Genomic DNA, 23,577 nt, shown 5'->3' on the forward strand with positions numbered 1-23,577 from the left:
AAAATTCTTGTTTTATTGCCTAAGTTCTTGTTTTTTATAGTAAAATACCAATCACGACAGAATCTGGAATAAAGGGATAGAAACCATATGTTCGTTGTCAGCAATTTTTTAAGCGCCCTGGCCACCCTCATTGACCTGGTACTCGGGGCCTATATGTGGGTCATCATCGGCAGGGCGATCATCTCCTGGGTGAACGCCGATCCCTATAATCCCATTGTGCGCTTCCTGTATGAAGTCACCGAACCCCTGCTGTCGAGAATCCGGAGAGTTGTCCCGATGTTCGGCGGCGGGATCGACTTTTCGCCAATGATCCTTATTGTGGCAATCATGTTTCTGAGAAGCTTCATCGTGCCGACCCTGCAACAGATCGCTTTAAGCCTTGGTTGATTGCTTTCTATTAAAGCTGCGTTGAGCAGCTTGGCTGCGCAAACGAAATTTATGCCCCTGGGGTATAAAGAGGAAGAATGAAAAATGCCGATCACTCCGCAAGACATACAATCCAAACAGTTCCACGTCAGAATGCGTGGCTTTGATGTTGACGAGGTCGACAAATTCCTGGAAAAGATCGCCGAGGAATTCCTGATCCTGACCCTTGAAAACAAGCAGATCATTGAAAAGGTCGAGAGCATGGAGAAGGAGATTGCGAACTTCCGCAACAAGGAACAGACCTTCCAGAATGCCATTCTCTCCGCCCAGAGAATCAGCGACGAGATGCAGGAAAAAAGCCGCCAGGAGGCTGAGAAGACTCTAACTCTGGCCCGGAAGGAGTCCGAAGAGCTGCAGGCCAGGGTGCGGGAAGAGGCCGAAGCGCTTCAGGAGCGGGCCCACAAGGAAGCAAGTGAAATGAAGCGAAACGCCAGGGCTGAAGCTTCCCGCCTTGAAAGCGACGCCCGGGCGCGGATTGCCCACCTCACCTCGGAAGTAAACACCCTGATCGGCATGAAAGACCGGATCACAAACGATCTGCGGGCGCTGCTGGGGAACTATCTGCAAAAAATCAACGAAGCGGTCCCCGAAACCCTGAATACCCTGGAAGAACTCCCCGAACCGGAATTCTCCGGCCGGTCGGCAGGTGATTTTTCCCTCTCGGCCGACGACCGGGAAGATGATCTGGGAGATCTCTACGAAAAGATTGATCTGCCCGACGACACCTTTTCTTCGCAGGACGAGGAAACCGAAATTGCCGCCCCCGAACCGCAGGAACTCGGACTTGATGATCTTGAGCCTCTCGGCCTCGAAGACGAGGAAGAACCGGGAACCATGGTCGCCGTTCAGATCGACGGGGATGAAGGGTTTGATCAGGACCCGGACATCTCCATTCCCGACCTGGACGGGGAGATGCTGTTCTCGCTTGACGACCCCCTTGATGAACTGGAGCCGTCGGTCCGGATTTCCCCTGAAAAAAATATCGACCGCTGACCCGAGTGCCCTATCTCAGCGCCGGCGGAGACAATGCGGTTCTCCTTGAAATCTACGTCCAGCCGAAGTCTTCAAAGAACCGGGTGTGCGGCATCCACAACCGGATGCTCAAAATTGCGATCACCGCCCCTCCGGTTGACGGCAAAGCCAACAGCCAGATCACCGCCTTCCTCGCCAAGCTATTCAGGGTGCCGAAATCGGCGGTCACCCTGGTGAGCGGCCTGCAGGGGCGGACAAAAAAAGTCTCGGTTTCCGGAATCAACCTTGAGCAGGCGCGAGCCGTTCTCTCAACGATTCTCTAGAACTCTTTTCCGCACGCTAAACCATTGACCGCATTGACTTTTCCCCCCATCAGGTTACAATGGCCACTCAGTCAACAATTCATTCACGTTCATCAGATTACGAAAGACCATGACAAGGATCGGCATCCTGTCCGACACCCACCTGACCCGGCCCGACGAGCTGTTCACCGCCCGGGTGAGCGCCTGTTTTGCGGAAATCCCTGTGATTATCCATGCGGGAGACCTGACCAGCCCTTCAGTTCTTGAGGTTTTTGCGGGCAAGGAGGTCTATGCGGTTCATGGCAATATGTGTGACCATTCCTCCCGCTCCACCCTGCCGCCCTGCCGCAAACTGGCAATCGACCGCTTTGAGATCGTCGTCGTTCACGGCTATGGATTCGGCTATGGGAACGACCTTGAAGAGCGGTTGTTCAGCGAATTTACCTCCGCCGACTGTATCATCTACGGCCACACCCATTCACCGGTGTGCCATACGGTGGGAGAGGTCCTGATCATGAACCCCGGCAGTTTCCAGTCCACCGGCCGTTTCGGCAGTCCGGGCACCTATGGTGTGCTTACGGTCGGCGAGAAGCTTTGCGGCAGAATCCATACTGTGCCGGAGGGATGATGAAAAATCTGTGGGCCCCTTGGCGCATGTCATACATCATGGAAAAAAAGGCGCCGGCAGAAGCATGTTTTTTCGACGCAGCCCCTGAAAAAAATCACGATCGGCATCACCTGATCCTTTACCGCAATGCAGCCACCGTCGTGCTGCTGAACCGCTATCCCTATGCCAACGGCCATCTCTTGGTCGCACCGGCACGGCACGTGGCGACCCTTCTCGAACTGGCTGAGGCTGAAGCAGCCTCCCTGATCGCGATGGTCAGATCGGCCACCGCGATCCTCGAAAAGCATCTCCGCCCGGACGGCTTTAATATCGGCCTCAATCTCGGCGAAGTCGCCGGGGCCGGAATTGCCGACCACCTCCACTTCCATATCATCCCGAGATGGTCCGGAGATCACAACTTCATGGCCACAGTCGCCGAAATCAGGACCATCCCGGAACACATCGAGCAGACGTTTGACCGGCTGCTCCCCGATTTTCAATCTCTGGCGGAGATCCCCGATGAGTAATCCTCCCAAAGTAACGCCGATGCTCCGCCAATACTTGGAGATCAAGGAACAGTACCCCGATGCCATTCTCTTCTACCGGCTGGGCGACTTCTACGAGATGTTTTTTGATGACGCGAAAATCGCCTCAAAGGTTCTCGGAATCACCCTCACCTCCAGAAACAGCAAGGAAGACGAAGAAAACCGGATTCCCCTCTGCGGCGTCCCCCACCATGCCGCTCCTGGTTATCTTGCCAAACTGGTCAAAGCCGGTCACCGGGTGGCGGTCTGCGAACAGATGGAAGACCCCCGCGAAGCCAAGGGGGTCGTCAAAAGGGAAGTGGTCAGGGTGGTCACCCCCGGCCTGATCACCGAGGAACAGGTGCTGGACGACAAATCCAACCGCTATCTCGCCGCCGTCTGCCTGATCGGTAAAACCTGGGGTTTAAGTCTGCTTGACCTTTCCACCGGAGAGTTCCTGGTGTCCGAGAAAGAGGAGCCCGCGGAACTGCTCGACGAACTGAACAGATTGATGCCTTCCGAGCTGCTCTACGAGAAAGAAGGAGGCGGCTCCGAACTTTTCAAAAACAACCCGCTGCTGATCCCGGACATCTGCATGACCGGGCGACCGGCAGGTTATTTTCAGCAGGAAACCTCCCGGGAACTTCTGCAGGAGCATTTCCAGACCACGAGCCTCGCCGGGTTCGGCTGCGAAACCCTTGAGGCCGGTGTGACCGCCGCCGGAGGGCTGCTCCAATATCTGCAGGAAACCCAGAAGACCTCCCTTTCCCACATCGAGCGGCTGACCCCGCTTTTGCTGCAAGATGTCCTGATGGTGGACGATTCGTCCCGGCGAAACCTGGAGCTCACGGCAACCCTGATCGGCGGCAAGCGCGAAGGGTCACTCCTTCACTGCCTCGACCGGACCTGCACCCCGATGGGGGCAAGACTTCTCAAAAAAAATCTTCTCTTTCCGCTGCAGGATGTCGGCGTGATCAACGAACGGTTGGACACCGTGGAAAAACTGGTCCGGGAGCATGGCCGCTGCCAGGAATTGCGGGAAGAACTGGCCGGGGTCTATGACCTCGAACGGCTGAACAGCCGGATTGTTCTCGGCAGCGGCAATGGTCGGGATCTCACCGCCCTCAAGTATTCGCTGAAGAAACTCCCCTTTCTGCAGAAAAAAGCTCTCGCGGCTAAAGTTCTGCCCCACCAGTCGGAAAACCTTGACCTGCTTCAGGACATTCATGACCTGATCGACACCGGGATCCGGGAGGATGCGCCGATAACCATCCGGGACGGCGGCCTGATCCGCGGAGGCTATAACGAAGAGCTTGACGAACTGGTCGAGATCCTGACCCGGGGCAAGGAAATGATTCTCGCTCTGGAAAATCGGGAACGGGAGAAAACGGGGATCAGCAATCTGAAAATCGGCTTCAACAAGGTATTCGGCTACTATCTCGAGGTGACCCGGGCACAGCAGAGCAAGGTGCCGGATTATTTCATCCGCAAGCAGACCCTGGTCAACGCCGAACGCTTCATCACCCCTGAACTGAAAGAGTTTGAAAGCAAGGTGGCCGGCGCATCGGAAAAACGGCTTGACCTGGAATACCGTCTATTCTGCGATATTCGCGGCCGGGTCGGCGCCTGCAGCAGCCGGATCATCCAGGCCGCGGCTTATGTCGCGGAACTGGACTTCATCTGCTGCCTGGCCGAAATCGCCCGGCGCAACCATTACGTCCGACCGCGAATCAACTCCGGCGATGAGATAACTATCAAGGAAGGACGTCATCCGGTGATCGAAAAAGCGCTGCCGGCAGGACGTTTCGTCCCCAACGACATCCATCTTGACCAGACCGCAAACGAGGTGCTGATCATCACCGGCCCCAATATGGCCGGCAAATCGACCGTCCTCAGGCAGACGGCGCTGATCGTGCTGATGGCCCAGATGGGAAGTTTTGTCCCCGCCGATGAAGCCGAAATCGGCGTCGTGGACCGGATCTTCACCCGGGTCGGCGCCATGGATGACTTACGGAAGGCCCAGTCAACCTTCATGGTTGAGATGAATGAAACGGCAAACATTCTAAACAACGCCACCGACAGAAGTCTGGTCATCCTGGACGAGATCGGCAGGGGCACCAGCACCTTTGACGGGCTGTCGATCGCCTGGGCGGTCAGCGAAGATCTGGTCAACAAGAACGGTAAAGGGGTCAAAACCATCTTCGCCACCCATTACCATGAACTGACGGAACTGGCGGCAACCTTCAACCGGATCAAAAACTTTAATATCGCGGTCAGGGAATGGGATGATACGATCCTCTTCCTCCATAAGCTCCTGCCCGGCGGCACCAACCGCAGCTATGGTATCCAGGTCGCCGCCCTGGCCGGAGTGCCGACCCGGGTCGTTGACCGGGCAAAGGAAATTCTCCGGAACATTGAAAAAGGAGAATTCAACAGCCTCGGGCAGCCGCGGATTGCCGGCGGCAGAAAACCCATGCCGGGGAAACCGAACCAGATGGCCCTTTTTACGCCGCCGCCCGACCCGGTCCGGATGAAGCTCGATGAAATATCCCCGGAAACCTTAAGCCCACTGGAAGCGCTGCAAATGATTTACCAGCTCAAGGAACTGAATGACAAAGAGTCATGACGGCCGATACAGGCGAGAATCACCCTCCTGCTTTATCTTCATATAACCTGTTGAAATAAAAGGAGATCTTTGTCATAATGTGAAACAGTGAGGGGAATACGCCGGAAAACTGTTTCCGGGGAGAACGAAAAACCTCTCTTTTCAGGCGTCCGAAGATTACGGCCGGGATGGGAAACAGTGGCTGCTTGCTGCAAACCACCCAAGAAACACACACATTCAGCCAGATACCTGGCAAAGACTGTTATTGATCGAAAGCTGCGAGATGATCATGCCAAAAGCAACATACCCGCCTCCGGAAGTCCAACCCCTGCCGGGTAAGACCGAAGTGACGAATCGGCGCAACAGTCATGTATTCTCCGGGCAGGCCACATCCTCTTTCCGCTTCCGGACCCGCACCGGACAAAAAATCTCCGCCGCCTTGGTCCTGTTCATCCTGCTCCTCTTCCCGGTGCTTTCCTGGTCGGCCAAGGGCAAAACCGACCTGAATGAGCACTACGCCCTGGCCAAGGAGTACTATCAGAAGATCTCCTCCGATCGCAACCTTTCGACGGACCGGAAAAACTGGCTTGAATCAATCGGAAAATTCAGGCGAATTTACCGAACTGACCAGAACCACGAACTGTCGCCGTCAAGCCTGTTCATGATGGCCAGAATTTACCATGACATGTACGACAAGTTCAAAAACCCCCTCGACCTCGGAGAATCGATCGCCTACTACGAAGACATCATCTCCCTCTATTCAAAAAACCGCCTTGCCGATGACGCTCTCTATGCACTTGGGAACATCTACCTGGACGACCGAAAAGATTTGAAGAAAGCGGGCAGGTTTTTCAAAAGACTCTTAACCAACTATCCGGATGGCGATATGGCCATGGCCGCCGCTGCCCGGTATGAGAAAATATCCGTCGGGAGCGAACAGCAGGAAGGGGATAAAATCATCCTGACCGGCACCCTGAAAACCCGGGCAACCGGCAACAGCGATCTGAAAAACAGGCCTGTCGGCAGTAAAGCGAACCTGAAACCGCTTCGCTACTGGTCTACAGTCAAGTACACCAGGGTGGTGATCGAAACCACTTCCCCGGTCCAATTCAAGGAAAATCTCCTTGAGAAGATCGGCGACCAGCCCCGCCGCCTCTATGTGGATCTCCAGAATTGCCTGATCGCCCCGGAACTCCAGAAGTCGATCCCGATTGATGACGGCCTGCTGCGCAGGGTCAGAAGCGGCCAGTACACCGCCGACTCGGTCCGGGTGGTACTCGACACCCAGTCCCTGTCGGATTACAAGATTTTCAGCCTGGAAGACCCGTTCCGGATCGTCATTGATGTGAATGGCCAGAAGGAGGAAAAGACGCCTGAAGCAGACAGTGATCCCATGGGAATTCCTACCCTCGCCCAGCAGCTGGGTCTCGGGATCAAGCGGATTATTCTTGATCCCGGCCATGGCGGCAAAGACTCGGGCGCCAGAGGTTTCGGCCTCATGGAAAAAGACATTGTCCTCGACGTTGCCAGAAAAGTAGCCGCCAGACTCAGAAACACCATCGGCTGCGAAGTAATCCTGACCAGGGATATGGATGTCTTCATCCCCCTTGAAGAGCGGACCGCCATCGCCAACACCAAGGGCGGGGACCTCTTTATTTCCATCCATGTCAACGCCTCACCCTCCAAACGGGTGCGGGGAGTCGAGACCTATATCCTCGATCTGGCCAGGAGCAATGATGCGATGCAGGTAGCGGCCCGGGAAAACGCCACCTCCACCCGTCAGATCAGTGACCTGCAGACCATCCTGCTCGACCTGATCCAGAACAGCAAAAAAACCGAATCGATCAAATTGGCCGAGCTGGTTCAGGAGAGCATGGTCAGCGGATTGAAAAAGTCATACAAAAGCGTCCGCAACCTCGGGGTCAAGGAGGCGCCGTTTGTTGTTCTGGTCGGCGCCCAGATGCCCGCCATTCTGGCCGAGATTTCCTTTATCAGCAACCCCACCGAGGCGAAACTGCTGAAATCGGAACAGTATCTGAATACGATTTCCGACCAGATCACCGCCGGAGTGTCCCAGTATGTGACCGATCTCAACGTATCAAACCTGGCATATATGCAATGATCTACCAGGGGTAACCGGTCAAAATCCCACACAATCCGGAAAAACCCGGACCGAGAGTATTTTTTAGAAGCGGAGGGTCACACCCGCCGAAACACTTGTTGATTCCCAGTTCACTTCATTCAGCTTCGTCGCTGCAGTGGTGCCATCCCAATAATAAGTGATATCGACACCATCATCGGCCTGCCATTTCTGATACTTCAGATCAAGATTAATCAGCACTTTTCTCAGTTCAAATGTCCCACCAAATTTCCCTGCAAATCCATCCGCCGAATCAGAGTCGTGGGCAAAACTTCTGGGATGAGCGTAATCAGCTCTCAGGTTCCAGTTCGCTTCAGCCTCGTATCTCGCTTTGGGGTGATATTCCACTGAACCATGCAGTTCCAGCCTTGATGTCAATTGATACCCGAGATCACACCCAACCCAGGCGCTTCGCCATTCTGCGTCATAGGTGCTGTCGAGGTCAGAGAAAGGCCCGACTGGCGGAGGATTGTCTGCACTGTTTGAGCTGAAGGGGTTATCCTCCGAAATAGTCTGAAAGCCGTCGCGGATTGTCAGATTCTGCTGGTGCAGAGAGACCCCGACTAAAGGGGACAGTGTAAACCTGCCACCCTTCGTGTTGAACACGAGCCCCCAGGCCAATGAAAAATCGGAGACCTCACCACGATCAGCCCCGTTATTCGAACGAGACCATTCATCGCCACGATCATTCGTCCCATAATCAGAGTCCTGATTGTCGCCGGACTGGATTTCGCCATAGCTGCCAAAAGCCTTGAGCGTCGTGGCAAAAGGGAATCTGTCATTGACCATCACAACCCGGGCTCCGGCGCTGACCTCATAGATCTCCAGATCACTCCAGGTCAACTCTGAAAGGATATTTGGGCTGGGGTCCCTCGCGATATTCCAGTCTAACTGATCCACCCGGGAACCCGCATTCAACTCAATTTCCAGACCTTCCACCCTGTCCACCGCCTGGGCGAAACCAGGGAACAGAACAGACGCGCCGACGAGAACACAGAATGCCTGAAAAGATCGCGTTGTCATACTTTGCATAGTTTCCTCTTAACTTAGGGGTCAACGCAACTGGGACCGGCGACTAAACCGGTCCCTGAGATTCGGGTACTCATAGTGAGCATTCGGCGGTAGTAACGGAGCGTCCGGCACTACTCCGTTATTATTCCTTTTCAGCTACCCGACCCGCCTTCAGGTCTTTCCCTTCCAGATATCGGATAATGGACTCTGCCGCCTCCTTGCCCTGATAAATCGCCTTGGCGGCTGTTTCCGGCCCCAAGACATCATCGCCGCCGGCAAAAAGCCAGTCGACGGAACTCTGCATGGTGACCTCGTCAACCTCGATGGTCTTCCAGCGGGAGAGTTTCAGCTCCACTCCATCGATCGCCCCCAGGTCGACATCCTGGCTGATCGCCGGGACGATGGCATCCGCCTCGATCATGAAATTCGACCCTTCAATAGGCTCAGGACGCCGCCGTCCGGAGGCATCGGGTTCACCGAGTCCCATCCGGATACACTCGATCTTGTTCAGACGGCCATTTTCACCATGGATCTTGACCGGGGCGGCCTGCATCTCAATCCTGACGCCCTCCTCCTCAAGATGATGGATTTCAGCCCTGGAGGCGGGCATCTCGTCCTTGCTCCGCCGGTACAGGATAAAGACCTGGTCGGAACCTGTCCGGAGTGCGGTCCGGGCACAATCGATCGCCACATTGCCGCCTCCGACCACCACCACGTTCCGGCCCAGGTTCAGATCTTCACCCAGGTTCACCTTGCGCAGGTAATCCACTCCGTGCACGACCCCTGCAAGATCCTCACCTTCAACCCCGAGTTTCCGGCTTGAATGGGCACCGACTCCGACAAAAACGGCATCGAATCCATCTTGCCGCAACTGGTCAAGGGTCTTGTCCTTGCCTATTCTGGTGTTGGTGACAATGTTGACCCCACAGCTCTTCAGGGATTCAAATTCAGCGGCAATAATCGCTCTGGGCAAACGGTAAGCAGGAATTCCGACTCCGAGCATCCCCCCCAGAACCGGAAGGCTCTCGAAAATGGTACACGGGTAACCGGCATGGGCGAGGATATTGGCAACAGTCATCCCGGCAGGACCGGAACCGACGATCGCCACCTTTTTGTCCTTGGGTATTGCGCAGGATTTGACAAGGTTTTTGCCATTGGCGACCATCCAGTCGACAAGATATCTTTCCAGCATGCCGATCGCGACCGCCTCTCCTTTTTTGGCCCTGATGCATGATCCCTCACACTGAAATTCATGGGGGCAGACCCTGGAGCAAATCGCCGGCAACGAGTTGGTTTCACGATCAGCCCAATATGCCTCTTCGACCTTTCCTTCCTTCAGCAGACGGATAAACCTGGGAATATCGTTATGGATCGGACAACCCTCCCGGCATTTTGGTTTCTTGCACTGCAGACACCTTTCCGCTTCAAGAAGTGCTGTTTTTTCGTCAAAACCAAAGACCACTTCATCAAAATTCTTCACCCTGGTTTCAGGAGACAATTCCCTCGGCTGCTGCCGGGGAATCGCCATTCTTTCCTTGGCATCCATTTTATGTCAATCCTCCTCAAAAAATGAAATGGCAGTTGACAACCCGAGTTGAAAACTTCTACCATTAACAAAGATTACTGATTACCTAGTCGCTCATCCTACGGGTCACCAGAAACATGAAAGCTGAACTTATAAACCCCTTTCTCAACTCCGCCAAGAATGTTCTGGAGACCATGTGCCAGACCCCGTGCAAGTCAGGGAAACCTTATCTGAAGGACAACAAGGTCTCTTTCGGTGAAATCACCGGGATCATCGGCATGGCCTCGGAAAAAATCAGCGGCTGCATGGTGGTCAGTTTCTCCGGCAACTGCATTCTCCACGTCGTTGCCAGCATGCTCATGGAAGACGTTAAACCAAAGCTGGACGCCGAAGTTACAGATGCCGTCGGTGAACTTACCAATATGATCTGCGGCGGCGCCAAGGCACAGCTCGCCAAGCTGAATCACAAGTTCGATCTGGCCACTCCGACCATGGTCGCCGGTCAGGGTGTCGAAATCAGCTTTTATTCAGATGCCCCCACCATCGTGATTCCTTTCACTACCGAACATGGCGACTTCGTGATTGAAGCCAATCTCAGCGAAAAAGAAGCCTGAAACTTACCCCATACTCCGGACATAAAAAAGCCGCACGGGAAAAAAAGTGCGGCTTTTACTATCCATTCATGCAGGAGCTTATTCTCGCCCGGCAGCCCGCAAACGGGCCATTGCCCTTTGCATGGCGGCTTCAGCACGCACCTGGTTGATGTTTTCCTGTTTCTGCATGGCAGCGGCAAGTCTCTTTTCGGCCCGCTCCTTGGCGCGCATTGCCCGATCGACATCGATATCCCGTCCGAACTCGGCAGATTCAACAAGAAAGGTGATGACATTGTCGGAAACTTTACAGAATCCGCCGCTGATCATGACATTTTCTGCATTCCCGCCCTTCTTGTAGGTCATCACCCCGATCTTGATGGTGCTCAGGAAAGGTGCGTGGTTGGCGAGTACTCCGAATTCACCGCCATAACCGGGTGCAGTCACAATATCAACATCATCGCTTAATACTGCACCGCGCGGTGTTACAACCTCAAGCTTGATAGTTTCAGCCATCAATCCAGCCTCACTTTATCACAATGAGCAAGTCCCGCAGCAAACCTGCGTTCCTGACTCTTAAGTTTAATATCAGACGAATCAGGCTGCTTTCGCTTTATCCTTGGCAGCTTTCTCCAGGGCTTCATCGATCGTTCCAACCATGTAGAAGGCGATTTCAGGCATGTCGTCATGCTTGCCTTCAAGAATCTCCTTGAAGCCACGGACTGTTTCAGCAACCTTGACATAAGCGCCCTTCATACCGGTGAAAACCTCGGCAACCGTGAAAGGCTGGGAGAGGAAACGCTGAATCTTCCTGGCCCTGATAACTGTGACCTGGTCTTCATCGGAAAGCTCATCCATACCGAGAATCGCGATAATGTCCTGCAGGTCTTTATATTTCTGCAGGGTAGTCTGGACGCCACGGGCAACCAGATAATGCTCTTCACCGACAACGTGAGGATCAAGAATTCTGGAAGTTGAATCCAGCGGATCAACCGCCGGATAAATACCGAGCTCCGCAATCTGCCGGGAAAGAACAACTGTTCCATCAAGATGGGCGAAGGTGGTAGCGGGAGCAGGGTCGGTAAGATCGTCCGCAGGAACGTAAACACACTGTACAGCGGTGATCGAACCCTTGTTGGTGGAGGTGATCCTCTCCTGCAGGGCGCCAAGGTCGGTGGCCAGCGTCGGCTGATACCCTACCGCGGACGGGATACGACCAAGCAGCGCGGAAACCTCGGACCCGGCCTGGGTAAAACGGAAGATGTTATCAACGAAGAAGAGCACGTCCTGGCCTTCCTCATCACGGAAATACTCGGCGGCGGAAAGACCGGTCAGGGCCACCCTGGCGCGTGCGCCCGGAGGCTCGGTCATCTGGCCGTAAACAAGAGCCGCTTTCGGCAGTACGCCGGACTCTTTCATCTCGTGATACAGATCGTTTCCTTCACGGGTACGCTCGCCAACACCGCAGAAGACGGAAATACCGCCGTGGTGCATGGCGATGTTGTTGACCATCTCCATCATGATAACGGTCTTGCCGCAACCGGCACCACCGAAGAGGCCCATCTTGCCGCCACGGGGAAACGGTACCAGAAGATCGATAACCTTGATCCCGGTCTCAAGAACGTTGATTTCGGTGTCCTGATCGGTAAACGCCGGAGCAGGCTTGTGAATCGGCCGCATCTTGTCGGATTCAATCGGGCCGAGACCATCCACCGGACGGCCGACAACATTCATGATCCTGCCAAGTGCGGTCGGTCCACAGGGAATCTCGATGGGCTTCCCGGTATCCCTGGCTTCCTGACCTCTTCTCAAACCATCGGTCTGGTCCATGGCGATACACCGGACCACATTGTCACCCAGATGCTGGGCAACCTCAATAACCAGGTTGTCAGCTTCATCACTGATCCCGGGATTTGAGACCAGCAGACTGTTCATGATCTCCGGAAGTTTTCCTGATTCAAACTCCACGTCGGCAACCGGGCCGATAACCTGGACTATCTTTCCTACATTCTGTTCACTCATATGGCATCAAGCCTCCTCAGCTTTCTGTATATTTGCTGCAATGTCCGCCGCCCTCATGGTTCTCGGATCGAGACCGGCAAATTTGATAACTAGCCTTTCAGTGCCTCAGCACCACCCACAATATCCATCAGTTCGGCGGTTATACCTGCCTGACGTGCCTTGTTATAGATCAGGGTCAGACTCTTGATCATGTCGGCACAGGCATTGGTTGCGTTATCCATGGCCGTCATTCTGGCGGCATGCTCACTGGCTCCGACCTCAAGCATGGTATGATAGACCATGACATTGAGATAGAGCGGTAACAGAACATCCATGATCTCGGCAGGGCTTGGTTCATAGATGTAATCACCGCTTGCGGCCTGTTCAGCGCCACCTCCCTCGGCAACCACCGGCTGTATGGGAAGGAGTTCCTTTACTGCAGGTCTCTGCACGGCAACACTCTTAAAGGACCCGTACACCACCTGGACCTGATCGGACTCACCAGCCAGGAAGTTGGCAGCGACCTCCTGGGCAATCTCCCTGGCGTTGAACATCTGGAAAGTACCCATGATATCCAGGTATTTTTTTCTGACCTTGCCGGTTTTGCGGAAATAGGAATTCCCTTTTTTCCCGACGCAGACCAGGGAAACTTTCTTCCCTTCCGCTTCAAGACTTTTCATCAGCTTCTCGGCGGTCTTCATAATGTTTGCATTGAAGCTTCCGCACAAGCCACGGTCTGAAGTAACGACAACCAGCTCAACGTTTTTGACTTCCCGCGCCTCCATCAGCGGAAACTGGGAGGTCTCCATATTGCCGGACATGCTGGTCATGGCGGTGTTGAACTGTTCGGCATAGGGACGGAAATTTTCCATCTTCTGCTGTGCGCCGCGAAGCTTTGCGGCCGCCACCATGTTCATGGCCTTGGTGATCTGGGAAGTCTTTTTGACACCCGAGATCTTTGTTTTAACATCCTTGAGACTTGGCATTGACAATCCCTCGCTTAGTTAAGTCCCCTGGCGCCTTTAAACGTCTGGACAAAGGCCGAGATCGTTGTTTTCATCTTCTCCTCAAGATCGCTGTCGATCGCCTGCTTTTCTTTCAGGGTGTCGAAAATTGCCGGCGCGTTCTGCGAAATGTGGGCGTAGAGTTCCTGTTCAAAATCAGCAAGGGTATTGACCGGCAGGGTATCAAGAAACCCTCTGGTTCCGGCGAAAAGGATCGCAACCTGCTTTTCCATCGGCAGCGGCTGGTACTGGGGCTGCTTTAAAATCTCAACAAGTCTTTCTCCACGGGTCAGCTGGGCCTGGGTTGCCGCATCAAGATCGGAACCGAATCCGGCAAACGCTGCCAGCTCGCGGTACTGGGCCAGATCAAGGCGCAGCGTTCCGGCAACCTGTTTCATCGCTTTTACCTGGGCGGCGCCACCAACCCTCGATACGGACAGACCGACGTTGATTGCCGGGCGCACACCGGCGAAGAAGAGGTTCGGCTCAAGATACACCTGGCCGTCGGTAATGGAGATAACGTTGGTCGGGATGTAGGCGGAAACGTCGCCGGCCTGGGTTTCGATGATCGGCAGAGCGGTCAGAGAACCAGCGCCCAGCGCGTCATTGACCTTGGAAGCACGCTCAAGAAGACGGGAATGGTTGAAGAAGATGTCCCCAGGGTATGCCTCACGTCCCGGCGGACGGCGAAGCAAGAGGGACAACTCACGATAGGCAACGGCCTGCTTTGAAAGATCATCATAGATAATCAGCGCGTGCTGCCCGTTATCACGGAAATACTCGCCCATGGAACATCCGGCAAAGGCGGCCAGATACTGCATCGGAGCGGGATCGGATGCACAGGCGGCGACCACGGTGGTGTATTCCATGGCGCCGTGCTTGCGCAGCGCTTCAACAACCAGGGCAACGGTTGACTTCTTCTGACCGATGGCCACGTAGATGCAGTGAACGTCGGTTTCTTTCTGGGCAATGATCGCGTCAACACAGAGCGCGGTTTTCCCGATCTGCCGGTCACCGATGACCAACTCGCGCTGGCCTTTGCCGACCGGGGTCATGGCGTCAACCGCCTTGCTGCCGGTGTAGCATGGCTCATGAACACCCTTTCTGGCGATAACGCCGGGAGCAAGAACTTCGATCTTGCGGGTTTCCGTGGTATTCACCGGTCCCTGTCCGTCGATCGGCTTGCCGACGCCGTCAACAACCCTCCCTTCCATGGCGGGACCGACCGGAACCTCGGCAATCTTGCCGGTCCGTTTGACGATGTCGCCTTCCTTGATGTTGCTGACACTGCCAAGAACGGCACACCCTACGTTATCCTGCTCAAGGTTCAGGGCCAGGCCGAGAATCCCGCCGGGGAATTCAAGAAGCTCCATGGCCATACAGTTTTCCACACCATGAACACGGGCGATACCATCACCAACGGAGATAACGGTTCCGGTTTCACTCAGATCAACTTTACTCTCGTAATCCTTGATCTGACCCTTAATTATCTGGCTGATCTCTTCGGCTTTGATCTGCATTGCTTATTCACTCCCTTTTATGGATTCTTTTAAACCCTTTAATTGCGTTTTAATGCTGCCATCTAGCACCAGGTCGCCAACCTTGGCGACGATGCCGCCAATAATTGAAGGATCGACCTCGTTACTGATAACGACCTGTTTACCGGTTATCTTCTCAAGGGTCGCCTTGATTTTATCATTGACCCCTGAACTGAGCTGAGTTGCCGAGACCACCAACCCCTGACACATGTTGCGATCGTCATCAACCAGCGCCTGAAAAACCTCTGCGATTTCGGGCAGCACATCAGCCCTTCTTTTCTGAACCAGCAGATTCATGAAATTTGCCATCAAGGGAGAAGCTTTCATCGCCCCGAGGACATGACTCATGACCTTTTCCCGAACATCCAGCGGATAAACGGGGTTGGTCAGACCGTCAACCACTTCCGGGACCGCCACATACAGAGCGGCCATCTTACCCAAAGACTTGTTGAAATCGTCCAGGGCATTCTCATCTTTGCCAACGGCGAAGAGGGCCTTGGCGTACCTTTTTGCGAGAACTGTATTTTTCACTGGATGGCCCCCACCTTGTCGAGATAATCTTCAACCAGTTTATTCTGGTCGGCGGCCTGCAGATTCTGCTTGATCAGTTCTTCCGCCATCAGGATCGCCTGCTCGGCAATCTCGCTGCGCAGCAGCAGTTTCGCCTCAGCCACTTCATGCTGGATGGCCATCTCGGCCTGACGCTGGATATCCCCGGCAGCCCGGTTGGCATCCGCAATAATCCGCTCTTTCTCAGCCTCGCCCTGCTTTACCGCAGAACTGATGATCGACTCGACCTCCTGATCGATCTTTGAGAGCTTGGCTTCATATTCCTTATATTTTCTTTCCGCTTCGGCTTTCTGATCCTCAAGGTTCTCGAACTGTTCGGCAATCGCCTGTCGGCGACTGCCTAGCCCGTTGGCAATCGGCTTTTTCAGGGCCATGATCAGAATGACCGCCAGGCCCGCGAAGTTCAAGGTCCGCCACAACAGATCCATCCATTTTTCACGAGGGATCCCGCCTTGAGCCCCTGCGCCGGAGGAGGCAAACGCCAGGGTTGCGAAACCGGTGACCACCACTGCTGCCAGAAGGACCGACGTCAGTTTCGACCAGTTGATATTTTTCATCAGATGGCCCTCCCCAGAATTTTGCCGGCCATCTCCGTGGCAAAAGCAGCAACCTGACCCTGAAGCTCGCTCCTCGCCTTGCCGATTTCTTCCTCTACCCGCTTCAGGCTCACTGCCTTTTCGGCATCAGCCTTTTTCCGGATCTCGGCTAGCTGGGCCGCGCCGGCAGTCTGAGCTTCCCCACGAGCCGTGTCCAGCTCAGCCTTGGCTTTTGCCCGAGCATCGTTCAGTTTCTTGTCGAACGCCTCAAGACGCAACCGGCCATTTTCCGTGAAATTCTCCACGTCCTTTTCAAGACCGGCGATCCGCTTTCCGCGCTCCTCAAGAATCGTCCTGATCGGCTTGTAGAGAACGGCATTCATTATCCAGATCATGATCAGAATATTCGCGATCTGGATGAGCATGGTCAAATCAATGGTTATCATTGTCTGCTCCCTGCAACCTTAAAATTGATAAAAAAAACCGAAAAAACAGCAAAAAAACCAACAGGGAATAAAACTAACCCCTGAATTTTACTTGCAAAAATCGAACATCTGAAAATGAATGCCCGTTCAGTGAAATGAAGGATTTCTACCCCATTCAAAAGGTGCTGTCAATATTTTTTCCTCTCCGGAGCCTTTAAAGAACAGAGCCGGAAGAGATCCCCCGGAAAGGTGAATCCCAATTCAATTCCAGAGGATTTATCATGCACTCAATTATTTCTGCTGACGCTTTACAATTTCATACACCAAGGCAACCGCCCCATCAAGCTTGTCAGGCATGGTCCCTCCGGCCTGGGCCATATCAGGCCTCCCGCCGCCGCTGCCGCCGACTATTCCCGCCACCTCCTTCACCAGGTTCCCGGCATGGTATTTACCGGCAAGATCCTTGCTGACAATGGCGAGCAGGCTCACTTTTTCTCCAATCACCGCCCCGAGCAGCGCAACCCCGCTGCCCATCCGGTCCCGCAGCTTGTCCCCCAGGTCCCGCAGGGTTTTCGGCGAATCGACCTCCACCCTCGCGGCGACCACCCGCACCCCGTCAAGTTCCCGGGCGCCGGCAATGATCGCGCCGAGGTCATTCACCGACTGACTGGTGGCGGCCCGCGCCAGCTGTTTTTCCAGATCTTTCTGTCGTGAAAGAAGTTTCTCGATCTTGATCATGATCTCATCCGGGCCGGTCTTGAGCATGAGCGCAATATCCTGCAGCTGCCTCTCCCTGCCCTGAATCCGCTCGAGGACCGCCGGCCCGGTTATGGCCTCGATTCTTCGGACCCCGGCGGCGATCCCGCCCTCGGAAACAACCTTCACCATCCCGATCTCTCCGGTATGCCCGACATGGGTGCCGCCGCACAGTTCCTTGCTGAAGCCGGGCACCGAAACCACCCGCACCTTCTCCGCATACTTCTCCCCGAAGAGGGCGGTCGCCCCTCCCCGGATCGCCTCTTCGCGATCAAGGACCTCGGTGACCACCGGCTCATTGTCACGGATCTTCCCGTTGACCAGCACCTCAACCCGAGCAATCTCTTCCGGTGAAACCGGTGAAAAATTTGTGAAGTCAAAGCGCAGACGATACGGATCGACCTGGGAGCCGGACTGTTTGACATGTTCTCCCAGCACCTTGACCAGCGCTGCCTGCAGCAGATGGGTTGCGGTATGGTTGCTGGCGATATTCCGCCGTCGCTCCAAGTCCACTGCGAGATGCACTTTTTCCCCGGGCGACAGCGACCCTTCGACCACTTCCGCCTGATGGAGAATCAGGCCGGCGCCGACCGAGACGGTATCCCGGACGAGGGCCCTGCCGGACGCACAGGATATTTCCCCGATGTCTCCGCACTGTCCGCCGGACTCGGCATAAAACGGGGAGCGGTCGCAGACAATGGCAACTTTGTCACCGGCACAAGCCTTGCCGACAGCATCGCCCTGCCGGTCAAGCAATCCGGTGACAACCGCATCGGCGGCAACGGTTTCATAGCCGAGAAATTCCGTCCGTGCGCCCAAGTCCAGAAGGGCCTGCACACCACGGCCGACTTCGGCCATACTTTTGCCCTTCCAGGACTTCTTCGACTGCTGCCGCTGGACTTCCATGGCCGCGTGAAATCCCGCCTCATCAACAGACAATCCTTTCTCCAGAGCCAAATCGCGGACGATATCGACCGGGAATCCATAGGTGTCGTAGAGTTTGAAGATAAAAGCGCCGGCAACTGTTTTTTCCCCTGCCGCGACGACCCTCTGCAGCTCCTCATTGAGCATGACCAGACCGTGGTCAATGGTTTCCAGAAAGCGCTCCTCCTCGTTATTGACCACCTTGACCAGCAGCTCCCGGCTCTCTTTCAGGTGGGGATAGGCCCCCTGCATCTGGTTGAGAACCGCATCGGTGATCTCGGCCAGAAAGAGCTTGTCCAACCCCAGAGAGCGGCCGAAGCGGATCGCCCGGCGCATGATCCGCCGGAGGACGTAGCCGCGCCCCTCGTTTGAGGGCAGCACCCCGTCGGCCACCAGAAAGGCGGTGGCCCGGCTGTGGTCGGCGATGACCCGCATCGCGGTGTCGGTCTTGCCGTCTGTCCCGTATTTTCTGCCGGTCACCGCAGCGATCCTGGCAAAGATGGTGGTGAAGAGATCGCCGTCGTAATTGGTCTTCTTCCCCTGGACCACCGCGGTGATTCTTTCCAGCCCCATCCCGGTATCGATACTCGGTTTGGGCAGCGGGGTCATTGTTCCGTCTTCTGAACGGTTGAACTGCATGAACACCAGATTCCAGATCTCCAGAAAGCGGTCACAGTCACACCCCATCTTACAATCCGGGCCGCAGGCCATCTCCTCGCCCTGATCGAAATGGATCTCGGAACAGGGCCCGCAGGGGCCGGTATCGCCCATGGCCCAGAAATTCTCGTCCTCCCCAAGGCGGACAATGCGCGAGGCGTCAACCCCGGCCACCCTCTGCCACAGCTCAAAGGCCTCATCATCGTCAAGAAAAACCGAGATCCACAACCGGTTTTTATCAAGCCCGATCACCTCGATCAGAAATTCCCAGGCATAGCGGATCGCATCTTCCTTGAAATAGTCACCGAAGGAAAAATTACCGAGCATCTCGAAAAAGGTATGGTGCCGGGCGGTGTAACCCACATTCTCCAGATCGTTGTGCTTGCCGCCCGCCCTGACGCAACGCTGGGAGGTCGCCGCCCGCACATAGTCCCGTTTCTCATCGCCCATGAACAACCGCTTGAACTGCACCATGCCCGCATTGGTGAACAGCAGGGTGGGATCATCCTGGGGAACCAGGGGGGAGCTCTCCACCACCCGGTGCCCTTTCTCGGCAAAATACTGCAGAAATTTTTCTCTTATCTCGTTTCCGGTCATCTCGATCAATCTTTCTATGCGCTAGTGTTAATAAACTCGCCCCGCCGCAGGACGGCAGGGCGCTTGATAGCAAAACAAAAAGCACAATACCTCCGGCCGCGGCAGACAGGTTTCACATCATCCCGTCTCCGGCCCGGAGGTATTTGGCACCGCCAGTCTGCCTGCCTCAAGAGATCAATGCTCAGCCAGACCGAAACCCATCCTGACCTTGTTGTCGATCTCCTTGAAGATGTCCGGATGCTCCTTGAGAAAGGCCTTGGCGTTCTCCCGGCCCTGGCCGATCCTCTCGCCATTGAAGGAATACCAGGCCCCGCTTTTCTCGACAATATCCTGTTCCGCCGCCATATCGAGCAGATCGCCGACCCGCGAGATGCCCTCGCCGAAGACAATGTCGAATTCAACGGTCTTGAACGGCGGCGCCACCTTGTTCTTGACGATCTTGACCTTGGTCCGGTTGCCGACCGTTTCGGTGCCGTCCTTGATCGCGGTCATCTTCCTGATATCAATCCGCAGAGAACTGTAGAACTTCAGGGCATTGCCGCCGGTGGTGGTCTCGGGATTGCCGTACATCACCCCGATTTTCATCCTGATCTGGTTGATAAACACCAGGGCGGTGTGGGTCCGGTTCAGAATGCTGGTCATCTTCCGCATCGACTGGGACATCAGGCGTGCCTGCAACCCCACATGGGAGTCCCCCATAGCGCCGTCGATTTCCGCTTTCGGGACCAGGGCGGCAACCGAATCGATCACGATCACATCCACCGAGCCGCTGCGGATCAGGATTTCGGCAATCTCCAGGGCCTGTTCGCCGAAGTCCGGTTGCGAGACCAGCAGGTTGTCAATGTTCACTCCCAGCCGTTCGGCGTAGTGGATGTCGAGGGCGTGCTCGGCATCGATGAAGGCCGCCGTACCTCCGGCCTTCTGCGCCTCGGCGATCACATGCAGGGCGAGGGTGGTCTTGCCGGATGATTCGGGACCGAAGATCTCGGTCACCCTGCCCCGTGGAATTCCGCCGACCCCGGTTGCGATATCGAGACTTAAGGTCCCGGTGGAAATGGAAGGAACCGCTTCCGCCTGGTCGATGCCGAGGCGCATGATCGCGCCCTTGCCGAACTGTTTCTGAATCTGGTAGATCGCGGAGTCCAGGGTCTTGGTTTTATCGTCTGCAGTGGCCATTATTCAATTTCTCCCGGAGAATGTATTTGTCATCTGAAGCCATTTAATGAACGCGGAGCGGTACAATAGCAAAATTCGAATGATTAATCCATAAGGAAGCGGCGGACAATATCCAGCGCCTGGCTGGACGATATTTCCTGCACCTGTCGGCGGTCACCGCCGAAGGTGTGGCGAAAATCCCTGGTCCCCCCGGATATGGCCAGACCGAAACAGACCGTCCCGACCGGTTTTTCAGCGCTCCCCCCGGATGGCCCGGCGATCCCGGTGACCGAGATCCCGATATCCGCCCCGGTTGCCTGCCGCACCCCTTCGGCCATCGCCCTTGCCGTCTCGGAACTTACCGCGCCATGATCGAGAAGAGTCCGCGCGGGAACACCAAGCAGTTTTTCCTTCAAGCCGTTGCTGTAGGCGATCACCCCGCCGAGGAAATAATCGGAGCTGCCGGGAACTTTCGTCAGTCGGTGGCCGATTCGTCCTCCGGTGCATGACTCGGCAACGGCCAGAGTGAGTTTTTTCCCGGCAAGCATCCTGCCGACCACCATTTCCAGGGTCTCGTTTTCAACCCCGAAAAGGTGCTCTCCGAGCCGGGAAAATATTTCATTTTCACTGTCCCGGGTCAGCACATCCACCTCGGATCTCTCTTTCCCGCTCACCGTGAGACTCACATGCACCTCTGGAAAAACGGGATAATAGCCGATCTTCACCTGTGGTCCATACTTTTCAAGGTGGCCGATTCTCCGGTTGATCTCCACCTCGGGCAATCCAAAGAGACGATACAACCGTTGCCGGACCTGCCGCACCTCCTCCCCCTGCCAGACGGCGAGACGGCTGATCACCGTCTCGACCAGGAGCTCCTTCATCTCATGGGGAACGCCGGGCAGGAAAAAAACCGGCTTCCCCTCGTGGACCAGAAAATACCCGGCCATCCCGGCATCATATTTCAAGGCGTGAGCCCCTTCGGGCAGCCAGGCCAGTTTTTCCAGTGAGTGCAGCACCTCCCGGGAAGTTTCACGACTGCTGTTTTTTATCTGCGCCAGAATATCAGGGTAGAAAATTGACGGCCGGTCGAGGGCGTCGGCAACCGCCTCGCTGGTCAGATCGTCGGTCGTTGCCCCGAGCCCGCCGGTGACGACCACGAATTCAGCCCGCTCGAGAGAGGTCAAAAGCGTTCTGCCGATCAGTCCCGGATCGTCTCCGACCGTGGTCATCGCCACGATCTCGTGCCCTGCAGCAAACAGCTGGCTTGCCGCAAAATAGCTGGTGGTGTTCAGAATCCTTCCGGAGGTGAGTTCGTCACCTATCGCGATAATCTCCCCGATCATTTCCTACCCTTCCTGAACCGTGCCGAACACAGCGGCGTCTTCTTCAACCCGGTCGATCCTGATCGCGCACAGCCGGTTCGCGTCCCCGGAGGTCCCCGGAAAACTCACCGGGATGTAATTGTCCGTAAAGCCCTGCATCAACTTTTTCTCCCTGCTCCCTCTTTCCACCAGCGCGCTTCTGACGGTCCCGATCTGCGATCGGTAAAACTCCCTTCTTTTTCTTACACTCAGATCACGCAGAATCGCAACCCTTTCATCTTTTATCTGCTGCGGAACCTGGCCGCTCATCTCCGCCGCCCTGGTCCCCGGCCGCTTCGAGTAGGGAAAGACATGCAGGTAGGAGACAGCGAGACCTTCCAGAAGCTCGCAGGTGTTGCGGAAGGCCGAATCATTCTCACCGGGATAGCCGACCAGCACGTCGACCCCGATGGCCATCTCCGGCATCATCTTTTTGCACCGGTTTACCAGTTCGGCGAAATCATCCCGGCGGTACCTCCGCCCCATGCTCTGCAGAATCCGGTCATCCCCGCTCTGCAGCGGAATGTGCAGATGCGGCATCAGGTTTTCCTCCACTGCCATCAGTTCGAGCAGCTCCGCCGACACCTCGCCGGGCTCCAGCGAGCTTATCCGATAGCGCAGGGGGTGTTCAGCAAGCAGGCGACGCAGCAGGGTGGCAAGATCGATCACCGGATCCAGATCCTGCCCGTAGAGGCCGGTATGGATGCCGGTCACCACCAGTTCCCGATAGCCGTTCGCGGCATAGATCCGGGCCTGCTCCAGCACCTCGTCCGGAGCCTGGCTGCGACTCCTGCCCCGGGCATAGGGAACGATGCAGTACGAACAGAAATTATTGCAGCCGTCCTGGATTTTCAGATAGGCCCGGGTGCGGTCGCCAAAGGTTGTCGCCTGAAGGGTGGCCGGCTCCTGCCGGCAGCTGATGTCACCCACCAGCACCCGTTCTCCGTTGGGCCTTAGATCTGCAAGAACCTCATCGACCAGACCGTTTTTATGGCTGTTGCCGATCACCGTCAGCCCTTCGCCAATCTTCAGGATCTCGTCCGTGCCGATCTGGGCGTAGCAGCCGGTCACCACCACCCTGGCGCCCGGATTGGTTTTGCCGGCCCGCCTGATCTGCTGCCGAGACTGCGCGGCCGCCTTGGCGGTCACCGCACAGGTATTGACGATATAGACATCAGCCTCCTGGGAAAAGGGCACGATTTCCACCCCCCCCTTCTCAAACCCGCTCAAAAAGGCGGCCGATTCAAACTGGTTCACCTTGCAGCCCAGGGTCGACAGGGCGACTCTTTTTTTTCTTTTCTCACTCATCCAGACGCCTGATTACCCCTCCCCCGACAACCTCATCCCCATC

At 55.6% G+C, this 23,577-nt stretch carries 21 protein-coding genes; 8 read left to right on the top strand and 13 right to left on the bottom strand.

Annotated elements, in window-relative coordinates; translation table 11 throughout:
• Positions 1-87: 87 nt before the first annotated feature.
• The 7 genes from KKG35_11810 to KKG35_11840 all read left to right on the top strand — a co-directional run bounded on the left by KKG35_11810 (position 88) and on the right by KKG35_11840 (position 7,558).
• Positions 88-387, top strand: coding sequence for a YggT family protein (locus KKG35_11810; GenBank protein ID MBU1738811.1), 300 nt, complete (start codon positions 88-90; stop codon positions 385-387).
• 84 nt (positions 388-471) lie between these two features.
• Positions 472-1,419 carry a DivIVA domain-containing protein gene (locus KKG35_11815; protein MBU1738812.1) on the top strand — a complete coding sequence of 316 codons (948 nt, stop codon included), beginning with the start codon at positions 472-474 and terminating at the stop codon, positions 1,417-1,419.
• 5 nt (positions 1,420-1,424) lie between these two features.
• The gene (locus KKG35_11820) at positions 1,425-1,721 is read left to right on the top strand and encodes a YggU family protein (protein MBU1738813.1); all 297 of its coding nucleotides are present in this window, start codon (positions 1,425-1,427) and stop codon (positions 1,719-1,721) included.
• 109 nt (positions 1,722-1,830) lie between these two features.
• Positions 1,831-2,328 carry a YfcE family phosphodiesterase gene (locus tag KKG35_11825; protein ID MBU1738814.1) on the top strand — a complete coding sequence of 166 codons (498 nt, stop codon included), beginning with the start codon at positions 1,831-1,833 and terminating at the stop codon, positions 2,326-2,328.
• The gene (locus KKG35_11830) at positions 2,328-2,834 is read left to right on the top strand and encodes an HIT domain-containing protein (protein MBU1738815.1); all 507 of its coding nucleotides are present in this window, start codon (positions 2,328-2,330) and stop codon (positions 2,832-2,834) included. The genes KKG35_11825 and KKG35_11830 overlap by 1 nt, the downstream gene beginning before the upstream one ends.
• Complete coding sequence (mutS, locus tag KKG35_11835; GenBank protein MBU1738816.1) at positions 2,827-5,457, top strand: DNA mismatch repair protein MutS; 2,631 nt, start codon at positions 2,827-2,829, stop codon at positions 5,455-5,457. Before KKG35_11830 ends, mutS begins: the two co-directional genes overlap by 8 nt.
• A 268-nt stretch (positions 5,458-5,725) precedes the next feature.
• Entirely contained in the window at positions 5,726-7,558 is a 1,833-nt protein-coding gene (locus KKG35_11840) for an N-acetylmuramoyl-L-alanine amidase (protein MBU1738817.1), read from the top strand.
• A 63-nt stretch (positions 7,559-7,621) separates the two neighbouring features.
• On the opposite strand, the gene KKG35_11845 is transcribed toward KKG35_11840, so the two are convergent.
• Positions 7,622-8,599: a TonB-dependent receptor gene (locus KKG35_11845; GenBank protein MBU1738818.1), complete on the bottom strand. Its 978-nt coding sequence runs from the start codon at positions 8,597-8,599 to the stop codon at positions 7,622-7,624.
• 130 nt (positions 8,600-8,729) lie between these two features.
• A complete protein-coding gene (locus KKG35_11850) occupies positions 8,730-10,133 on the bottom strand; it encodes an NAD(P)-dependent oxidoreductase (protein MBU1738819.1) in 1,404 nt (467 codons plus the stop codon).
• Between the two features lie 116 nt (positions 10,134-10,249).
• On the opposite strand from KKG35_11850, the gene KKG35_11855 reads away from it, so the two are divergent.
• Positions 10,250-10,726, top strand: a complete 477-nt coding sequence (locus KKG35_11855; protein ID MBU1738820.1) for a chemotaxis protein CheX — start codon at positions 10,250-10,252, stop codon at positions 10,724-10,726.
• A gap of 78 nt (positions 10,727-10,804) precedes the next feature.
• Here KKG35_11855 and KKG35_11860 read toward each other — a convergent pair whose 3' ends face one another.
• The 11 genes from KKG35_11860 to mtaB all read right to left on the bottom strand — a co-directional run bounded on the left by KKG35_11860 (position 10,805) and on the right by mtaB (position 23,534).
• Positions 10,805-11,218, bottom strand: a complete 414-nt coding sequence (locus KKG35_11860) for a F0F1 ATP synthase subunit epsilon (GenBank protein MBU1738821.1) — start codon at positions 11,216-11,218, stop codon at positions 10,805-10,807.
• 81 nt (positions 11,219-11,299) lie between these two features.
• The gene (atpD, locus tag KKG35_11865; protein MBU1738822.1) at positions 11,300-12,724 is read right to left on the bottom strand and encodes a F0F1 ATP synthase subunit beta; all 1,425 of its coding nucleotides are present in this window, start codon (positions 12,722-12,724) and stop codon (positions 11,300-11,302) included.
• Positions 12,725-12,813: 89 nt separating this feature from the next.
• On the bottom strand, positions 12,814-13,689 hold the full coding sequence (gene atpG, locus KKG35_11870) for an ATP synthase F1 subunit gamma (GenBank protein ID MBU1738823.1): 876 nt from the start codon (positions 13,687-13,689) through the stop codon (positions 12,814-12,816).
• Between the two features lie 14 nt (positions 13,690-13,703).
• Positions 13,704-15,227 (bottom strand): F0F1 ATP synthase subunit alpha, encoded by a 1,524-nt coding sequence (atpA, locus tag KKG35_11875; GenBank protein MBU1738824.1) that lies wholly within the window; start codon positions 15,225-15,227, stop codon positions 13,704-13,706.
• Between the two features lie 3 nt (positions 15,228-15,230).
• Positions 15,231-15,776 (bottom strand): F0F1 ATP synthase subunit delta, encoded by a 546-nt coding sequence (locus KKG35_11880; GenBank protein ID MBU1738825.1) that lies wholly within the window; start codon positions 15,774-15,776, stop codon positions 15,231-15,233.
• Positions 15,773-16,372: an ATP synthase F0 subunit B gene (locus tag KKG35_11885; protein ID MBU1738826.1), complete on the bottom strand. Its 600-nt coding sequence runs from the start codon at positions 16,370-16,372 to the stop codon at positions 15,773-15,775. Before KKG35_11885 ends, KKG35_11880 begins: the two co-directional genes overlap by 4 nt.
• The gene (locus tag KKG35_11890) at positions 16,372-16,797 is read right to left on the bottom strand and encodes an ATP synthase F0 subunit B (protein ID MBU1738827.1); all 426 of its coding nucleotides are present in this window, start codon (positions 16,795-16,797) and stop codon (positions 16,372-16,374) included. Before KKG35_11890 ends, KKG35_11885 begins: the two co-directional genes overlap by 1 nt.
• A 270-nt stretch (positions 16,798-17,067) precedes the next feature.
• On the bottom strand, positions 17,068-19,710 hold the full coding sequence (alaS, locus tag KKG35_11895) for an alanine--tRNA ligase (GenBank protein ID MBU1738828.1): 2,643 nt from the start codon (positions 19,708-19,710) through the stop codon (positions 17,068-17,070).
• Positions 19,711-19,884: 174 nt separating this feature from the next.
• On the bottom strand, positions 19,885-20,886 hold the full coding sequence (recA, locus tag KKG35_11900) for a recombinase RecA (protein MBU1738829.1): 1,002 nt from the start codon (positions 20,884-20,886) through the stop codon (positions 19,885-19,887).
• An 83-nt stretch (positions 20,887-20,969) separates the two neighbouring features.
• A complete protein-coding gene (locus tag KKG35_11905; protein ID MBU1738830.1) occupies positions 20,970-22,208 on the bottom strand; it encodes a competence/damage-inducible protein A in 1,239 nt (412 codons plus the stop codon).
• A 3-nt stretch (positions 22,209-22,211) separates the two neighbouring features.
• Positions 22,212-23,534 carry a tRNA (N(6)-L-threonylcarbamoyladenosine(37)-C(2))-methylthiotransferase MtaB gene (mtaB, locus tag KKG35_11910; GenBank protein MBU1738831.1) on the bottom strand — a complete coding sequence of 441 codons (1,323 nt, stop codon included), beginning with the start codon at positions 23,532-23,534 and terminating at the stop codon, positions 22,212-22,214.
• Between the last annotated feature and the right edge of the window lie 43 nt (positions 23,535-23,577).

The sequence above is a fragment of the Pseudomonadota bacterium genome, from assembly GCA_018823285.1.
Taxonomy (GTDB): domain Bacteria; phylum Desulfobacterota; class Desulfobulbia; order Desulfobulbales; family JAGXFP01; genus JAHJIQ01.

Bases quoted from the DNA above. Each gene is read 5' to 3' on its own strand.
- KKG35_11810 (MBU1738811.1), top strand. From the start codon at position 88: ATGTTCGTTGTCAGCAATTTTTTAAGCGCCCTGGCCACCCTCATTGAC.
- KKG35_11815 (MBU1738812.1), top strand. From the start codon at position 472: ATGCCGATCACTCCGCAAGACATACAATCCAAACAGTTCCACGTCAGA.
- KKG35_11825 (MBU1738814.1), top strand. From the start codon at position 1,831: ATGACAAGGATCGGCATCCTGTCCGACACCCACCTGACCCGGCCCGAC.
- KKG35_11830 (MBU1738815.1), top strand. From the start codon at position 2,328: ATGAAAAATCTGTGGGCCCCTTGGCGCATGTCATACATCATGGAAAAA.
- mutS (MBU1738816.1), top strand. From the start codon at position 2,827: ATGAGTAATCCTCCCAAAGTAACGCCGATGCTCCGCCAATACTTGGAG.
- KKG35_11840 (MBU1738817.1), top strand. From the start codon at position 5,726: ATGCCAAAAGCAACATACCCGCCTCCGGAAGTCCAACCCCTGCCGGGT.
- KKG35_11845 (MBU1738818.1), bottom strand. From the start codon at position 8,599: ATGACAACGCGATCTTTTCAGGCATTCTGTGTTCTCGTCGGCGCGTCT.
- KKG35_11850 (MBU1738819.1), bottom strand. From the start codon at position 10,133: ATGGATGCCAAGGAAAGAATGGCGATTCCCCGGCAGCAGCCGAGGGAA.
- KKG35_11855 (MBU1738820.1), top strand. From the start codon at position 10,250: ATGAAAGCTGAACTTATAAACCCCTTTCTCAACTCCGCCAAGAATGTT.
- KKG35_11860 (MBU1738821.1), bottom strand. From the start codon at position 11,218: ATGGCTGAAACTATCAAGCTTGAGGTTGTAACACCGCGCGGTGCAGTA.
- atpD (MBU1738822.1), bottom strand. From the start codon at position 12,724: ATGAGTGAACAGAATGTAGGAAAGATAGTCCAGGTTATCGGCCCGGTT.
- atpG (MBU1738823.1), bottom strand. From the start codon at position 13,689: ATGCCAAGTCTCAAGGATGTTAAAACAAAGATCTCGGGTGTCAAAAAG.
- atpA (MBU1738824.1), bottom strand. From the start codon at position 15,227: ATGCAGATCAAAGCCGAAGAGATCAGCCAGATAATTAAGGGTCAGATC.
- KKG35_11885 (MBU1738826.1), bottom strand. From the start codon at position 16,372: ATGAAAAATATCAACTGGTCGAAACTGACGTCGGTCCTTCTGGCAGCA.
- KKG35_11890 (MBU1738827.1), bottom strand. From the start codon at position 16,797: ATGATAACCATTGATTTGACCATGCTCATCCAGATCGCGAATATTCTG.
- alaS (MBU1738828.1), bottom strand. From the start codon at position 19,710: ATGACCGGAAACGAGATAAGAGAAAAATTTCTGCAGTATTTTGCCGAG.
- recA (MBU1738829.1), bottom strand. From the start codon at position 20,886: ATGGCCACTGCAGACGATAAAACCAAGACCCTGGACTCCGCGATCTAC.
- KKG35_11905 (MBU1738830.1), bottom strand. From the start codon at position 22,208: ATGATCGGGGAGATTATCGCGATAGGTGACGAACTCACCTCCGGAAGG.
- mtaB (MBU1738831.1), bottom strand. From the start codon at position 23,534: ATGAGTGAGAAAAGAAAAAAAAGAGTCGCCCTGTCGACCCTGGGCTGC.